General features: G+C 69.3%; 11 protein-coding genes. 7 read left to right on the top strand and 4 right to left on the bottom strand.

The genetic code is table 11. The annotated features are described in order from the left end of the window. Positions 1-30: 30 nt before the first annotated feature. Positions 31-2838, bottom strand: a complete 2808-nt coding sequence (locus tag BG418_RS03240; RefSeq protein ID WP_188272091.1) for a glycoside hydrolase family 3 C-terminal domain-containing protein — start codon at positions 2836-2838, stop codon at positions 31-33. A 404-nt stretch (positions 2839-3242) separates the two neighbouring features. Between BG418_RS03240 and BG418_RS03245 the strand changes: the two genes are divergently transcribed. Both BG418_RS03245 and BG418_RS03250 read left to right on the top strand, forming a co-directional pair. Beyond that, complete coding sequence (locus tag BG418_RS03245; RefSeq protein WP_188272092.1) at positions 3243-4922, top strand: alpha-L-fucosidase; 1680 nt, start codon at positions 3243-3245, stop codon at positions 4920-4922. Between the two features lie 98 nt (positions 4923-5020). Next, on the top strand, positions 5021-6685 hold the full coding sequence (locus BG418_RS03250) for a sigma-70 family RNA polymerase sigma factor (protein WP_188272093.1): 1665 nt from the start codon (positions 5021-5023) through the stop codon (positions 6683-6685). Positions 6686-6747: 62 nt separating this feature from the next. On the opposite strand, the gene BG418_RS03255 is transcribed toward BG418_RS03250, so the two are convergent. Next, positions 6748-7332, bottom strand: a complete 585-nt coding sequence (locus BG418_RS03255) for a TetR/AcrR family transcriptional regulator (protein ID WP_188272323.1) — start codon at positions 7330-7332, stop codon at positions 6748-6750. Positions 7333-7479: 147 nt separating this feature from the next. On the opposite strand from BG418_RS03255, the gene BG418_RS03260 reads away from it, so the two are divergent. Next, a complete protein-coding gene (locus BG418_RS03260; protein WP_188272324.1) occupies positions 7480-8214 on the top strand; it encodes an SDR family oxidoreductase in 735 nt (244 codons plus the stop codon). Positions 8215-8439: 225 nt separating this feature from the next. Then, positions 8440-9195 (top strand): alpha/beta hydrolase, encoded by a 756-nt coding sequence (locus BG418_RS03265; RefSeq protein ID WP_188272094.1) that lies wholly within the window; start codon positions 8440-8442, stop codon positions 9193-9195. 213 nt (positions 9196-9408) lie between these two features. On the opposite strand, the gene BG418_RS03270 is transcribed toward BG418_RS03265, so the two are convergent. Then, positions 9409-10194 carry an alpha/beta fold hydrolase gene (locus tag BG418_RS03270; protein ID WP_188272095.1) on the bottom strand — a complete coding sequence of 262 codons (786 nt, stop codon included), beginning with the start codon at positions 10192-10194 and terminating at the stop codon, positions 9409-9411. A 137-nt stretch (positions 10195-10331) separates the two neighbouring features. Between BG418_RS03270 and BG418_RS03275 the strand changes: the two genes are divergently transcribed. Beyond that, the gene (locus BG418_RS03275) at positions 10332-10793 is read left to right on the top strand and encodes a MarR family winged helix-turn-helix transcriptional regulator (protein WP_188272096.1); all 462 of its coding nucleotides are present in this window, start codon (positions 10332-10334) and stop codon (positions 10791-10793) included. Positions 10794-10859: 66 nt separating this feature from the next. Here BG418_RS03275 and BG418_RS03280 read toward each other — a convergent pair whose 3' ends face one another. Further along, on the bottom strand, positions 10860-11459 hold the full coding sequence (locus tag BG418_RS03280; RefSeq protein WP_188272097.1) for a cupin domain-containing protein: 600 nt from the start codon (positions 11457-11459) through the stop codon (positions 10860-10862). Positions 11460-11929: 470 nt separating this feature from the next. On the opposite strand from BG418_RS03280, the gene BG418_RS03285 reads away from it, so the two are divergent. Both BG418_RS03285 and BG418_RS03290 read left to right on the top strand, forming a co-directional pair. After that, entirely contained in the window at positions 11930-12130 is a 201-nt protein-coding gene (locus BG418_RS03285; RefSeq protein WP_188272098.1) for a DUF6229 family protein, read from the top strand. A 115-nt stretch (positions 12131-12245) separates the two neighbouring features. Beyond that, a complete protein-coding gene (locus tag BG418_RS03290; RefSeq protein WP_188272099.1) occupies positions 12246-15059 on the top strand; it encodes a type 2 lanthipeptide synthetase LanM family protein in 2814 nt (937 codons plus the stop codon). Positions 15060-15070 lie beyond the last annotated feature (11 nt).

Here is a 15070-nt window from a genome sequence, read left to right on the forward strand (position 1 = left end):
ACCATGCCTCCGCCCCCACCCGATGGTCCGCTAAGGGCGCATCCAGCGCTGGTTCGCCCCGCCGTTGCAGTCCCAGATCGCGACCTGCACCCCCGGGATCGTGGCGAAGGCCGGGTCGTCGAGGCACTTGCCGGAGTGGGGGTTGAGGAGGGCACCGTTGGGCTGGCGTTGCCATTGCTGTGCGCCGGTGCCGTTGCAGGAGTAGATCTGCACCGGGGTTCCGATGCCGGTACCGGCGGCCCGCACGTCCAGGCACTTGCCCGCCATATGGACGGTGCCGTCCGACTCCTCGGTCCACTCCTGACCGTTGGTGCCGTTGCACGGGAAGATGTCGACCTTGGTGCCGTCGGTGTTGTCGTGTCCGGCGAGGTCGAGGCAGAGCCCGTTGTATCCGACCAGCGGGGTCGTCACCGCCGAGGTTGCCGGAACCACCGTCCACAGGAAGGTAGTTGTGGCCAGCGCTCCGGCCGCGTCCCTGGCGGTGACGGTTACGGTGCTGGTGCCCGCACTCGTCGGGGTTCCGCTGATACGTCCCGCAGGGGAGATCGAGATGCCGGCGGGGAGACCCGTCGCGCTGAAGGTCGGGGTCTGGCCGCTGGTGGTGTCCTTGGCGGTGATCTGTAGCGACACCGGTGAGCCGGTCGGGCCCTCCTGCACTCCGGGACCGGTGACGGTCAGCGGCTCGCCGAGCTGCGCCGAGGTGAGCGGGAGTGTCCCGGTCAGTGGCAGATGCGCGGCGGAGTCCCCGACCGAGATGCGGTAGTCACCGGTGCTGATGGCCCAGTTGTCGGTGCCGGTGTCCCAGTGCCGCAGATTGCGCCCGGTCAGCGGGAAGGTGACTGTCCTGCTCTCGCCGGGTTTGAGGTCGACACGGGCGAACCCCTCGAGCTGCTTGGGAGGTTCACCGGCCGAGGCCGGTTGGCCGACATACAGCTGGGCCACGTCCGCACCGGCCCGCGAGCCGGTGTTGGTGACAGTCGCAGTGACGACGGCCTGGCCACCGGCAGGCAGCGTGCCGACCTTCAGGTTGCTGAAGGAGAAACCGGTGTACGAGAGCCCGTGCCCGAACGGGAACAGCGGCTCGATGTTGTTCGCGTCGTAGTGGCGGTAGCCGACGTTCACGTCCTCGGAGTACTGCACCTTGCCGTTCGTCCCCGGCCACTGGGCCGCCGTCTTCGCGGGCACGTCGGCCAGCGACTTGGGGAAGGTCACCGGCAGATGGCCCGACGGGTTGGTGTCGCCGAACAGCAGGGAGGCGATGGCCGTGCCGTAGCCCTGGCCCGGGTACCACGCCTCGAACACGCCCTTGACCTTGTCGAGCCAGGGCATGGTGACCGCGGAGCCGGTGTTGAGTACCACGATTGTTTGGGGGTTGGCCTGGGCGACGGCGGAGATCAGGGAGTTCTGGTTGCCGGGCAGATCGATGTCGCCCAGGTCGCCGCCCTCGGACTCGCCCTTGTTGACGAAGACCACCGCCACGCCGGAGTTCTTGGCGAGCGCCGCGGCCGAAGCGGTGGAGATACCGTCGTCGTACTGCACCGAAATACCGCTGCCCGCACGGGACTTGATGCCGTCCAGCGGTGTGACGGTGCCGCTGGAGTGGACGTTGGCGCTGCCGCCTCCGGCGGTCTGGGCGTTGGTGGAGGCGTTGCCGATCACGGCGATCGACTTGGTGGACGACGCCAGCGGGAGTACGTCGTCCTGGTTCTTCAACAGGACGGTGCCCTCGGCGGCGATCTCCGCGCCGGTCTTCTGGTGGGCCGCGCCGGTGGAGGTCTGCGCGACCGAGCCGGTGGGCTCCTTGTCGAAGAGGCCGAACGCGAACATCTGGGTGAGGACGTGTGTGGTCAGCGCGTTGAGCGTGGTCTGGCCGACCTGCCTGGAGTCGACGGCCCGGACGAGGTTGTCGCCGTAGTACCCGTCACCGCCGGGCATGTCCTGGTCCAAACCGGCGTTGGCGGAGTTCGCCGTGGAGTGGACGGCGCCCCAGTCCGAGGTCACGAAACCCTTGAACCCGAACTGCCCGCGCAGCACCGAGTCCAGCAGGTCCCCGTCCTCGCAGGCGTGGACACTGTTGATGCGGTTGTACGAGCACATCACCGAGGAGGCCGCACCGCCCTGCACCGCGTTCTGGAACGCCGGCAGGTAGATCTCCTGCATGGCACGTCTGCCGATCTCCGCCGACACGTCGAAGCGGTTGTTCTCCTGGTTGTACACCGCGAGGTGCTTGACCTGGGCGAGTATGCCGGTGGACTGCACACCTCGGATGTTCGCCGCGCTCAACTGCCCGTTCAGATACGGGTCTTCGCCCATCGACTCGAAGGCGCGGCCCCAGCGCGGGTCGCGGTCGATGTTGATGGTCGGCCCCAGGTCGACGTTCGCGCCCTTGGTGGCCTGCTCCGCTCCGATGACCTGGCCGTAGGCCTGCTCGGCCTGGGTGTCCCAGGTGGCCGCGGCACCGACGGGCGCGGGGAGCTGGGTGACGCCGTCCTCGCTGTGCCCGACCCCGGCCGGTCCGTCCTCCAGGTCCATCGCGGGGATGCACAACGCGCCGATGGCCGGGGTGAATCCGGTGTAGCGGGAGCCTCCCGTACCGGTGGCCAGCGTGACCTTCTGGGCCGTGGACATCTTCGCCAGTAACTGGCCGACCCGGTCGGGGATCGGGGCGGTGGAATGCACCCAGGGACAGGCGCTGTCCGCGGTGGCCCGGGCCGTCGGGATGGCGCTCGCGGCCGGAGTGCCCATGGCCAGGGCGCCGACGGTGACCAGGGCCAGAGTGAGCGGAAGTGTGAGGTGTCTGTCCAGGGGTGCGTGTCGTCTCGCGGGTGTTCGGGGCATGAGCAGAGGACCTCCATGGAACGGCCGCCCGGGCGGAGCGGCACGGTGGGGTTGCCGGGAGGGAGGAGAGTCGGTCGTTCTCGTGCTCGGAACGCGACCGTAGTGCGGTGCCGTAAGTGTGTCCAGTGATTGAACGGTGGTTGTTGTACGGGAAGGCCAAAGACGCGAGTTGGCTTCACTGAATGAACGGAAGGTGCGGGGGAGTCTGTCGGCCGCTTGGCCAAGGATCGGACAGATCCCATGGGTTGACGTGAAAACGCGGGTCAGAGACCACAGTTGGGAACAGGGTCGTTGACTGACATCGGATGTCTCCCTACGCTCCCATGAGCGTCACCTGTCATGTTCCTGACGTAACGATGCTTCTCGTACGGATGAGTGCGCCGCCCTTCTCCGAGAGGATCGCCATGAGGCACAAGCGACAGTCCGGCAGAGCTGTAGGCGCGTCGCGGGTCACCGCCCTCGTCGTCACGGTGCTCGCGCTCCTCGCCGGTGCGGGTGCGGCGGTCGCCGACGAGGTGGTGCCCGTCGGTCCGTCCGATTCCGCCGCACAGGTCGTCGCGAAGGCCGCGAGCGTGACGCCCTCGCCGCGCCAACTGGCCTGGCAGCGGCTGGAGCAGACCGCGTTCCTGCACTTCGGGGTCAACACGTATGACGGTAGGGAGTGGGGCACCGGCACCGAGGACCCGAACATCTTCCGGCCCACCGGCCTCAACACCGACCAGTGGGCGGCGTCGCTGAAGGGCGCAGGATTCAAGGAGGCGATCCTCACCACCAAGCACCACGACGGGTTCCTGCTGTTCCCCTCCGCGTACTCCCGGCAGTCCGTCGCCGCCTCCTCGTGGGCGGGCGGCCACGGCGATGTGGTGAAGAGCTTCACTACATCGATGCACAGGGCCGGTCTGAAAGTCGGCGTCTATCTCTCCCCGGCGGACCTGCACGAGGCGCTGCCCGGCGGGAAGTACGCCAACGGCAGTACCCCGAAGCAGGTGACGATCCCCGCGCAGACATCGGAGGTCAAGGACGGCGTGACCTTCTCCTTCGCCTCGGACGACTACAACGCGTACTACGAGAACACCCTGTACGAACTCCTCACCCGCTACGGCCGGATCGACGAGATCTGGTGGGACGGCGCCAACCCGACCGGCCGGACCCAGCCGTACGACTTCGTCAACTGGATCACCATGGTCCGCAGGCTCCAGCCGCAGGCGGTCATCTTCAACGACGGTGGCCCGGACGCCCGTTGGGTCGGCAACGAAATCGGCATCGCCCGTACGTCGGAGTGGTCGCCGCTGCCGTTCACCGGCGATCCCGCCACCGCGGCCGACTCCATCCTGGCCGTGCCCGGCGGCAACTCGGCGGCCGACCTGGGAAGCGATGCCGTCCTGGGGCGGCGTAATGGCGCCAACAGCGCCTGGAGTGGCGTGCGTTGGACACCGGCCGAGTGCGACGCCACGCTGACCGCGCAGCAGCATTGGTTCTGGCACCCGGGCGACACCGATCGCAGCGAGGCGGCCCTGGAGAACATCTATTACGGGTCGGTCGGCCGCAACTGCAACCTGCTCCTGGACGTGCCGCCCGACACCGACGGTGTCTTCGACGCGCCGACCTTGAAGGCGCTCACGACGTTCGGCACCGCGTTGTCCGGCACGTTCTCGAAGAACCTCGCCACCGGCGCCGTCGCCGCCAACGACACCGGCACGGCGAACACTTCCGGCCATGCACCGGCCGCCGCGACGGACAACAACCTCGACACCTCCTGGCAGTCCGGCCGGACAGCCGGCGGCCTGGTGCTCACCCTGTCCGCCCCCCGGACTTTCGACGTCATCTCCACCCGCGAAGACCTCAACGTGGGCCAGCGCGTGGAGAGTTTCGCCGTCGACGCCTGGAGTGGAGGGGGCTGGAGCCAGATCGCCACCGACACCACCATCGGCAACCGGAAGCTGATCCGTCTGCACCGCCCGGTCACCACCAACAGGATCCGGCTGCGGATCACCTCCTCCCGCGCCAACCCGGCGATCGCCGAACTCGGTCTCTACCTCCGACCGGCCGCCGGTCGTGGCCTGATCGGTGCCGTCGCCGAATAGCCGCGGGTAAAAACATCCGCAGTTTCTGTGATCCGCCGCGCGTCACAGGGTCTCCTCTTGTGTACGGCACAGACGGGTTCGCCGGAGGGAGCGCGAGGATGACAGGCACTGAAGGGGACGCGCGGTTGGTGGCGGCGGCACGTTATGGCGAGCCCGAGGCGTTGGAGGAGCTGGTGAGCCAGTACCTCCCGCTCGTCTACAACATCGTCGGACGGGCCCTGCCCGGACGCGCGGACGTGGACGACGTGGTGCAGGAGACGATGCTGCGCATGGTCCGAGGCCTGTCGGGGCTGCGCGACGACACGGCGTTCCGCTCCTGGCTGGTGGCGGTGACCATGAACCAGATCCGCGACTACCGCCAGTCCCTCCCGGTGGCGGTATGCGCCCTCGACGAGCTCGCGACCGTCGCCGACCCGGGCGCGGACTTCGCCGACCTGACACTGATCGAACTGGGTCTGACCGGGCAGCGCAAGGAGACCGTGGAGGCGACCCGGTGGCTGGATCAGGACGACCGGGAGCTGCTCTCCCTGTGGTGGCTGGTCACGACGGGACATCTGAGCCGAGCGGAACTGGTGGCCGCGATCGGACTGGACACCCATCACGTCAGCGTCCAAGTCAGCCGGATGAAGGAGCAGTTGGAGATAGCGCGATCCGTCGTACGAGCCCTGGCCACCGACCCGCGTTGCGACGAACTCACCCGGAGCATCCACCTGTGGGACGGCCGCCCCAGCCCGCTGTGGCGCAAGCGCTTGGCCCGGCACCTGCGCGGGTGCGGGTACTGCGGTGGCCTGAGCGCCGAACTGGTCCCGGCCGAGCGCCTGTTGGTGAACCTCACTCTGGTACCGCTGCCGCTCGGCCTGGCCGCGCTCGTCGCGGCGCACACCGCAGGGCAGGCCGTGCCGGTGGGATACGCGATGACCGCGTCGGACGGCATACGGGCAGCACAGCCGGTGTCACATCGCCGCACCCGCATCCCCAAGCACCGCGCCAGGCGCCCGCTCACCGTGTTCACCGGAAAGCCCCTGGTGACGGCCGCTGCGGTGGCAGCCACGGTGACGGCTGCGGTGGGTATTGCGGCGCTGAATTCGAGCTCAGGAGGCGGGCGTTCGACGGTCGGCCAAGAACGGCTCGATGAAACGGACCAGACCGTCACGGCCTCAATCCCACCGACGCATACGACCACACCCACCACCCGGCCACCGGCGAAGCCGACACCGAGCAAGACCGGCAAACCCACCCCGACCCCTACGCACACGCAACACCCGCCTTCCCCCACTCCTCGTACGACGGAGCCGACGCCCACCCACGCGGCAACGTCCCCCGAGCCCGGCAGCCCGGAGGAGGCCGCTGCCGCGCAGGTCCTGGCCGCCATCAACCAGGCCCGCGCGGACCAGCACGTTGCGCCGCTCCAGGCGCTCTCCGGCCTTGAGTCCAGCGCCGGGACGCACAACCGGACCATGGACTCGGGCTGTGGTCTGAGCCATCAGTGCCCGGGCGAAGCCGACTTCGGCGCACGCGAGCACGCCGCCGGGGTCTCGTGGGGGAGTGCCGGTGAGAACATCGGCAGCGGCGGGAGCATACCGAGTACGACGTCGGCGGTCGCCGGAATGGCCGTGGGCATCACCAAGTCCATGCTCGCCGAGCAGCCACCGAACGACGGCCACCGCAAGAACATCCTCAACCCGGGCTTCCACCACATCGGGATCCACGTGCTGCACGACAGCTCCGGCATGCTTTACATGACCCAGGACTTCACCGACTGACGGAGCCCATATCGAGGCGCGCCGCACTCACGTGAGGCGGCGGCCCCTCGTCGTGGGTGCCGTCAGTCTTCGGGACGCGACGGCGGCGTCAATCCGTCCAGTGTCAGGGCGAGAAGGCGTTCGGCCTGGTCGCGTTGGTCCGGGTGTGCCGAGGTGAGGGCGATGCCGGCGAGGGCGGCGAACAGGTCGGTGGGGCGGATGTCGGAGCGGAAGGCGCCGACAGCGGTACCGGCGTCCATGAGGGTGGTGATGGCGTTCTGGATCATCTCGCGACTCTGGCCGTAGGGGTCGGTTCCCGAGGCGACGACGGCTCGTAGGGCGTCGGCCATGCCGAGTTTGGCGGTGGCGTAGTCGATGAAGCGGCCCATCCAGGCGCGCAGGGCCTCGCGCGGGGGCATGGTCGCCAAGAGGTCGGGGACGGCGTCGCACAGTCGAGCCACTTCGTTGCGGTAGGCCGCCTCGATCAGGGCTTCCCGGGTGGGGAAGTTGCGGTAGAGGGTGCCGGTTCCCACGCCGGCCTCCCGCGCGATGCGCTCGAAGTGGGCGTCCAGGCCCTCCTCGGTGAACACGCGTACCGCCGCGGCCAGGATCTTGTCCCGGTTGCGCTGCGCGTCGGCCCTCAGCGGGCGTCCCGTATCCCGTGCCATATCCGGTGCCATCGGTGGCTCGCTCCCTCGTCCCCATTGCTAAGTGGAGGAGCCTCCACTTACTGTGTGGTCAACCGGCGGCGCCTCCACTTCCATCGTAGGCCAGGCGCCGCGCCTACTCTCCCGGAGGGATCAACCATGTCGGAAATCGAGGGAATCGAAGGCAAGGTCGTCGTGATCACCGGCGCCAGCAGCGGGATCGGCGAAGCGACCGCCCTTCTGCTCGCCGAGCGCGGTGCGAAAGTCGTCCTCGGAGCGCGGCGGCCGGACCGTCTTGCGGCGCTGGCCACCCGCATCGAGCAGGTCGGCGGCCAAGCCGCATACGCGCGTACGGATGTGAAGCGCCGCCAGGACCTCTCCGACCTGGTCGACCTGGCCCGCGACCGGTACGGAAAAGTCGACGTCCTGGTCAACAACGCCGGGGTCGGCCTGATCTCCCCGATCGACGAGCTCCGCGTCGAGGACTGGGAGGAGATGATCGACGTCAACCTCAAGGGCGTCCTGTACGGGATCGCCGCGGCGCTGCCCGTGTTCCGGGAACAGGGCTTCGGGCACTTCGTCAACACCGTCTCCACGGCCGGACTGCGCATCGTGCCGCTCCAGGCGGTGTACGCCGCCACCAAGAACGCCGTACGCACTCTGTCCGAGGGTCTGCGTCAGGAAGCCGGGGACAGTTTGCGCGTGACGGTCGTCTCGCCGGGTATGACGCGTACGGAATTCGCGGACTCCATGGCACCGGAGATGAAGGCCCAGGTTCTCGACAGGATGGAGAAGACCGCGATCCCACCGGACGCCATCGCCCGTGCCATCGCCTTCGCCATCGAGCAGCCTGCCGGTGTGGACGTGGGGGACATCGTCGTACGCCCGACGGCGCAGAACTAGGGCCTGACTGGTGGTGGTTGGTCGGTTGGTCGACAGGAAAAAAAGATCTGGGCAGGATGACGTCCGGTGGGTAGTGTTCGGCACGACCGAGACACCGCACCAGGAGGTGAGACCCATGAACGCAGTATCTGTATGGGTGCTCCCCCTTTCCGTCACGGTCTGGCGATAGACGTAGGTGTCGCCGGGAGCGCCTCTTCGACAAGGCATTCCTGAAAGGCAACACCTATGAATTCTCTGCAGTTCACCACTGAGTCGTCGTCGAACGGCATGATCGAGCGCGACTTCACCGTGGGCGACGTCCCCGGTGTCCTCTGGTCGCCCGTATCCGGCGCCGATCGCGCACCCCTGGTGCTGATGGGCCACGGCGGCGGCAACCACAAGAAGCACCCGGCGATGGTCGGCCGCGCCCGCCTCCTTGTGACTTTCTGCGGCTTCCATGTCGCCGTCATCGACGCGCCCGCTCACGGCGAGCGGCCGGTCACGGCGCACGACGAGGCGGAAGTCGCCGACCTGTTCCGGGCGAGGGCGGGGGGCGAGCCGGAAGGCCCGATCGTCGTGCGCTACAACGACCACCTCGCGGAGCTCGCCGTGCCCGAGTGGCAGGCGACCCTGGACGCCCTCCAGGAGCTTCCGGAGATCGGCACCGACGGGCCGGTCGGCTACTTCGGCATCAACATGGGCACCGCGATCGGCGTGCCGTTCGTGGCGATCGAGCCCAGGATCACGGCCGCGGTCTTCGGGCAGCACTGGCCCGACACCCTGGCCGAGAAGGCGAAGCAGATCACCATCCCGATCGAGTACGCCATGCAGTGGGACGACGAGCACATCTCGCGCGAGGACAGTCTCGCGCTGTTCGACGCCTTCGCGTCGAAGGAGAAGTCCCTGCACGCCAACACGGGCAAGCACAAGGAACTGCCCAGGTTCGAGGCCGACAGCGCGGTCCGGTTCTTCGCCCGGCACCTCGGCACCGGTCTCATCTGACGCGCAGCGGCGTCCGGGCCGCTCTCAAATCGCTGGCGCGCCCGGATACGTCATTCTGACGGTGTACGTGACGGTGAGGCGAAACGTAACCGTACACGTGAGGGTCAGTGTTCTGCTGGGGGTGGAGCCGCAGCGGTCTGCGGGGCATGGTCCGGCGACGGCACCGTTCCGCACGCCGGGTCCGGTGCCGCCGCCTTGTACCTGCGGCGTGACCTAGCGCGCGAGGAACGGACCCAGTACCCCGATGAGTTCGGTGGGTGCGTCCAGCGGGATGAGGTGTGCCGCGGTGGCGAACTCGGCCAGGGTGGCACCGGGTATCCCGGTGGCGTATCGGTGGGCGATGTCCTGGAAGTCGGCGATGTCGAGCCGGCCGATCCCGACCAGTGTGGGGACGGCGATGGTGGTGATGTCACCGCTCGTGGGGCCCTGGGAGTGCGTCCCCACGATGTCCTGGTTCACCAGCGACGTACGCAGTGGGCCGCGGAGCTGGTCGGCCAGTGCCGCGTCGACGTCCTGCCACTGGCGAGCCGACCCGCGCAGCCACATGTCCATGTTCACACGGACGGCCTCGTCCAGGTCGCCCGCGGCCAGGGCCGCCGTCTCGGCCTCGTCGTACGCCACCATGTCCGCGGACCAGGCGTATCCCGGCCACGGCGGGCAGAGCGCCACCAGGGAGTGCACCCGGTCCGGGTGGGTGAGGGTGAAGTCCACGGCCACGCGGCCGCCCCAGGAGCAACCGACGAGCCGGACACGTTCGTGGCCGAGGTGGTCCAGGAGGCGGCGCAGGTCGTCGGTCTCGCTGAACGGACCGGTCGGCGGTGCGGATTCACCGAAGCCGCGCAGGTCATAGCGGATGACGGTGTGCCGCTCCGCGAGCGCGGGCACGACCGCGTCCCACATACGGTGATCGGCGACGCCGGCGTGTATGAGGACGACGGGCGGTCCATCGCCGGTCACGGTGTAGGAAAGGTGGCCGAGTTCGTCGGCGAGTGTCAGCATCCGCGGATGTTCGCAGGTCGGCGGGGTACGTGCCAAGCGATTTGGCCGTGCCTCGGGATGCGTTGAGCGGTGCGTGGGGGAGGTGTCCGCCCTCGCTCCTTGACCTCAACTCCGCTTGAGCTCCTACCGTCGGAGCCATGAACTACTCGCACAGCGACGAAGAACTGGTCCGCCAGCCCATCGGTTACTGGAGCTGGGCCGCCCACAGCGCGGTGGTCACCCACATCCGGGCAAACCTCGCCGAGTTCGGCCTCACCCAGCCGCAGTGGTGGATCCTCAACCGGGTGCTCGCGGGCCCCGACGCCCGCCGCCCGCGTACGGAGGTGATCGAGATCCTGCGCGGCTATCTGGACATCGGCGACGGCCCGCTGGACGAAGGCATCGACGAGTTGGTCGTACGCGGCCTGCTCACCGAGGACGACGAGCGCGTCCTTGCCCTGACCTCGCAGGGCCGAGAGGTACGCGACCGGGCGGCCGAGCGGCAGCTGAAGGTCCGGGACCGGATCCACGAGGGCATCGAAGACGAGGAGTACGTGGCCGTGCTCAAGGTCCTTCAGCGAATGATCCACAACGTCGGGGGCAAGGCCCGGCACCACTGAGTGCCGCGCCGGGCGGGCGGGCGGCGCCCCGCGCCACCCGCTCCCGGCGACAGTGAAGACAGTGGGTTACGCGGACTTGTTGGTGACGTAGAAACCCGGGTCGTGGATGGCCTGGACCTCGATCTCCTCGCCGTGGGCGGTGAGCCACTCCTCGCGCAGGCGGGAGGCCTCGTCGTCGGCCTGGGAGGCGGGGACGAGGCGGCCGTCGGGGGTGAGACGGTGGGGAATGTCGCCGGCCGGGCGCCAGTCGAAGCGGGCGGCGATCTTGAAGAGGTCTTCCTGGGTGAGCGGTCCGCCGTTGTCCTTCTCGGCCTGCAGGGCGGTGGGGTGGTAGTCCTCGTAACCGCCGGGCATGTGAAGGGTGAGGAAGTGGCAGCCTTCGCCGGGCGGGGTGGCCCAGGTGTGGCGGGTGCCACTGGTGATGTGGGCGAGCGCGCGCGGACCCAGCTCCACGACCTCGTCGTCGACCTGGACCAGGAGGGTGCCGGACACGACGTAGTAGGTCTCGGTGGACTCCGCGTGGGTGTGCAGCGGCGGACCGGACCAGGCAGGGCCCTGACGGGTTTCGACCCAGGACGCCGCGCGGTCGGTCATCGTGCTGGAGAGGAAGATCTCGAATCCTCGGCGGCCTTCGGGCCGCTCGCCGGCGTGGACGATGTGGGTCATAAGGACAGTCGCTTCCTGCTTGATAATGGCTTGAGTTCTGATCTACCCCAAAGCGGGCCTGTTCGTCTGCGGGCACCCGTCCGCAGTCGAACGCGGACACCCCGCCACCGTGTCCGTCCTCCCAGGTCGGTGTGGCAGGAGACCACGATGTCGCGGCCGCACATCAGGGCGTCAAGGCGGAATGCAGCCAGGTAGCAGGGTCAAGTGGGGGCCGAAAGCGCCTTCTTGAAGGTCGGGGCCGGACGTGATGTACGCGACGGTGGGCAGGATCCGGCAGTTGGGTGACGGCCTTGTCGTACGGGAGGGGGAACGCTTACTCATCACGACGAGGCGCAGGCTGGGTCTGCGGCGCCAGGTGTTCGTGGCGAACGACCAAGGACTGTGGCCGGATTCGTCGTCTGACAGGTGTTCGGATCCGGCAATACTCGGACTGGGAAATCCGTCCCGATCCCTATGTCCGGAGGCCGCTGATGCCCCAGACCAGTGTTCCCGCCGCCGCTGTTCTCAACGCCTGGCTGTCGGGCGCCGAGAGTGCGTACGGTCAGTCCAACCCCGCCGGGCCGCTCTACGTCGGCGGCGCGGCCGCCGAGGCGGCGCTCGTCGACCCGAGCGACTCCCTCTACGGCTTCTGCTCCAGCCCGAGCGGGTCGCACGGCAGTTGGTGTTGCTGACAGTCGCCGGCGACGAGTGTCGCTAGAGACAAGTGGGGAACCGCGCACGCGGTTCCCCACACCCTTGGGGCGCCCGGACGGCGCGAAGGTGCGACGGGATGGGGAGGGCGGACGGGTGGACGTATCGACGCCGAAAGCGAGGGACGAGGCGGAGTGGTTCGCCCGTCCGGTAGGTACGATCGCCCGGCCGTGGCGGGAGGAGCTGGCCCGGCGGCTGGCCGACGTGGACGCGCTGGACGGCAAGGAGCGGGACGTGGTGCTGGAAGCAGGCCATACCGCCCTGCTCAGGTCCCTGCACGCGAAACTGTCCCGGCTGTTCCTGATCGAGCTGCACGCACAGCGCATGGCGGCGGGCGACGCGGGCGGATCCGACACGGACACGTGGGCCGCGTTCATCGAGCAGGCAGAGGAGGAGGGGTATCTCGACCGATTGGCCGGTCGATACCCCACCGTCGGCGCGCGGATCGCGTCGGTGGCGCGGCTGTCGGTGGCGGCGACAGCCGGTTTCGCCGCGCGGCTCGCCTCGGACCGTGAGCTGCTGCGGCCGCTGCTGGACGCTCCCATGGGCGAGTTGCGGGCGGTCGCGTTCGGGGCGGGCGACACCCACCGAGGTGGGCTGACGGTCAGTCAGATCGACTTCGACGGCGGGACCGTGATGTACAAGCCCCGCCCTTCCCAGGCCGACGCGGCGCTGGGCGCGCTCCTCGACGAGCTGTTCGCGGACTTTTCCGGGGCTCCGGCACCGCAGGAGCGCATCCGGGTGCCGCGAACGCTGGTGCGCGAGGGGTACGGGTGGGCCGAGTTCGTCCGCCACCGCTACTGTGCGGGCGACACCGAACTCGCCGCGTTCTACCGCAACGTAGGACACTGGTTGGCCGTCCTCCGCTTCACCGGCGGCACCGACATGCATGCCGAGAACATGATCGCCGCAGGTCCGGTCCCGGTGATCGTGGACGCGGAGACGCTCTTCGACTCTCCCGCGCCCTTCCCGGCCAGCGGCCGGGGCGACGCGGTGGACGTGGCGGCGGCGGCCATCCGGCGGACGGTGTTGCGTACCGGACTGCTGCCCGTACGCGGCACCGGCTTCGCGCTCGGCGGGGTGGACATCTCCGGGGCCGGGGCCCTGCCCGGTCAGCAGCCGCTGATCCCCAACCCGGTGATCGCGGACGGCGGCACGGCGGCGGCCCGCTTCGAGGTGGACCTGGTGGCCATGCCCACCGCCGCCAACCACCCAAGCCCCGCCCCGGTGTTGAGTACGTACTGGGACCGGATCCTGGCCGGGTTCCGTGAGATGACCGCGCATCTGCACCGGCCCGGGACCGACCCGTACCGCCTGCTGCGCCGGTTCGAAGGCGCGCAGGCACGGCGGATCCTGCGGCCGACGCAGGCGTACGTCGACATCGGCCGGATGCTGTGGCACCCGGCGTCGCTGCACGACGAGCCGGCGGCCGTCGAGCGGGCCCGCGACATCCTGCGGCGCAACGCCGAGGTGCTGCCCGGCGCCCCGACCGACCGTGCCGCCATCGACGGCGAGATCGCGGACCTGCTGGCCGGGGACGTACCGATGTTCACCTTCACCGTGGACGCGGCCGCCGTGCACGCCACGATCGAGGACTGGCGCACCGCCGATCTGCCGTTGGAGGAGGCGGTGATCCAGGACGCGTTGGTGGGCGCGTATCTCAACGAGCGTTCGCTGCCTGCGCGTGTGCAGGCCGCCGCCGACGCCCCGCACGCACGCGACCGCGAGCGGCGCCGCCGCGATCTGGCCGCGCAGATGGTACGGAGGCTGTGCGACGGGGCGGTGCGCGGCGAGGACGGTACGGTCACCTGGATCAGCCCCGTCTTCACCCCGGCCGGGTGGTCCATCAGGGTGCTGCCCGCCGACCTGTACACCGGGCAGGGCGGGGTGGCGCTCACTCTCGCTGAGTACGTGAACGAGGTGCGGGCCGGGCGGGCGGACGAGGTGGCGGGGGTTGCCGAGACGTTCGAGGGTGCATTGCGGGTGCTGGTCGGCACCGAGGACCGGACGCCGACGCCGTCCGCCGGGGCGTTCAGTGGTGCGGCGTCGCAGGTGTGGACGTGGATGGCGCTGCACCGGGTGCTCGGCGAGGACTGGCTGCTGGAGCGGGCCGCCGAACGAGCTCTGCTGCTCGCGCGGGGCCCCCTGGTCGAGGACGACGTCGAGGTGGACCTCCTCAACGGAGCGGCCGGGGGCGTGGTTCCACTGCTGAACCTGGCCGAGGCGACCGGCGAGGACCGCTGGCTCGCGGCCGCCGCGCACATCGGCCGCCGACTGTCGGGTATCGCCACGGTGGACGCGAGCGGTGCGCGCTGGACGACCCGGCTCAACCCCGAGGGCATCGGCGGCTTCGCCCACGGCGCCACCGGCATCGGCTGGGCGCTGCGGCGGCTGACCGTCAGCGAGGCGGGTACCGCCGCCGACCGTCGCGGTTGGGGTGATCTGGCCGAACGGGCCTTCGCCTATCAGGAGTCCCTGTGGCAACCCGAGCAGGGCAACTGGCTCGACGTCCGCGTCGGCGCCGAGGAGGACTTCTTCACCAGCTGGTGCCACGGGAGCGCGGGCATCGGCATCGGCATGCTCGACCTCTACCGCCGCGCAGGCGATCCCGCTCACCTGGACATGGCCCGCCGCGCCGCGCACGCCTGCGCCGCAGAGGGCTTCGGCTGGAGCCACACCCTGTGCCACGGCGACCTCGGCCTGTGGGAACTCCTCACCTCGATGAACGTCGGCGAGCGCGACGACCTCGACGGTGAAATCCTGACCGGTCTCGAACAGCGGGGCCCGGTGGGCGGATTGGCCCGCGAGGCTTTCTCCCCGAGCCTGATGTCCGGCCTGTCCGGGGTCCTCCACACGCTCCTACGGATGCACCCGTCGGCCGATCTACCGAATCCGCTGCTCCTCGACTGACGTATGACGTT

The organism is Streptomyces sp. CBMA152 (assembly GCF_014596475.1).
Taxonomy (GTDB): Bacteria; Actinomycetota; Actinomycetes; order Streptomycetales; family Streptomycetaceae; genus Streptomyces.

Excerpts from the sequence above, each read along its gene's own strand:
- BG418_RS03240 (WP_188272091.1), bottom strand. The coding sequence starts at position 2,838 with ATGCCCCGAACACCCGCGAGACGACACGCACCCCTGGACAGACACCTC.
- BG418_RS03245 (WP_188272092.1), top strand. The coding sequence starts at position 3,243 with ATGAGGCACAAGCGACAGTCCGGCAGAGCTGTAGGCGCGTCGCGGGTC.
- BG418_RS03250 (WP_188272093.1), top strand. The coding sequence starts at position 5,021 with ATGACAGGCACTGAAGGGGACGCGCGGTTGGTGGCGGCGGCACGTTAT.
- BG418_RS03255 (WP_188272323.1), bottom strand. The coding sequence starts at position 7,332 with ATGGCACGGGATACGGGACGCCCGCTGAGGGCCGACGCGCAGCGCAAC.
- BG418_RS03265 (WP_188272094.1), top strand. The coding sequence starts at position 8,440 with ATGAATTCTCTGCAGTTCACCACTGAGTCGTCGTCGAACGGCATGATC.
- BG418_RS03270 (WP_188272095.1), bottom strand. The coding sequence starts at position 10,194 with ATGCTGACACTCGCCGACGAACTCGGCCACCTTTCCTACACCGTGACC.
- BG418_RS03275 (WP_188272096.1), top strand. The coding sequence starts at position 10,332 with ATGAACTACTCGCACAGCGACGAAGAACTGGTCCGCCAGCCCATCGGT.
- BG418_RS03280 (WP_188272097.1), bottom strand. The coding sequence starts at position 11,459 with ATGACCCACATCGTCCACGCCGGCGAGCGGCCCGAAGGCCGCCGAGGA.
- BG418_RS03285 (WP_188272098.1), top strand. The coding sequence starts at position 11,930 with ATGCCCCAGACCAGTGTTCCCGCCGCCGCTGTTCTCAACGCCTGGCTG.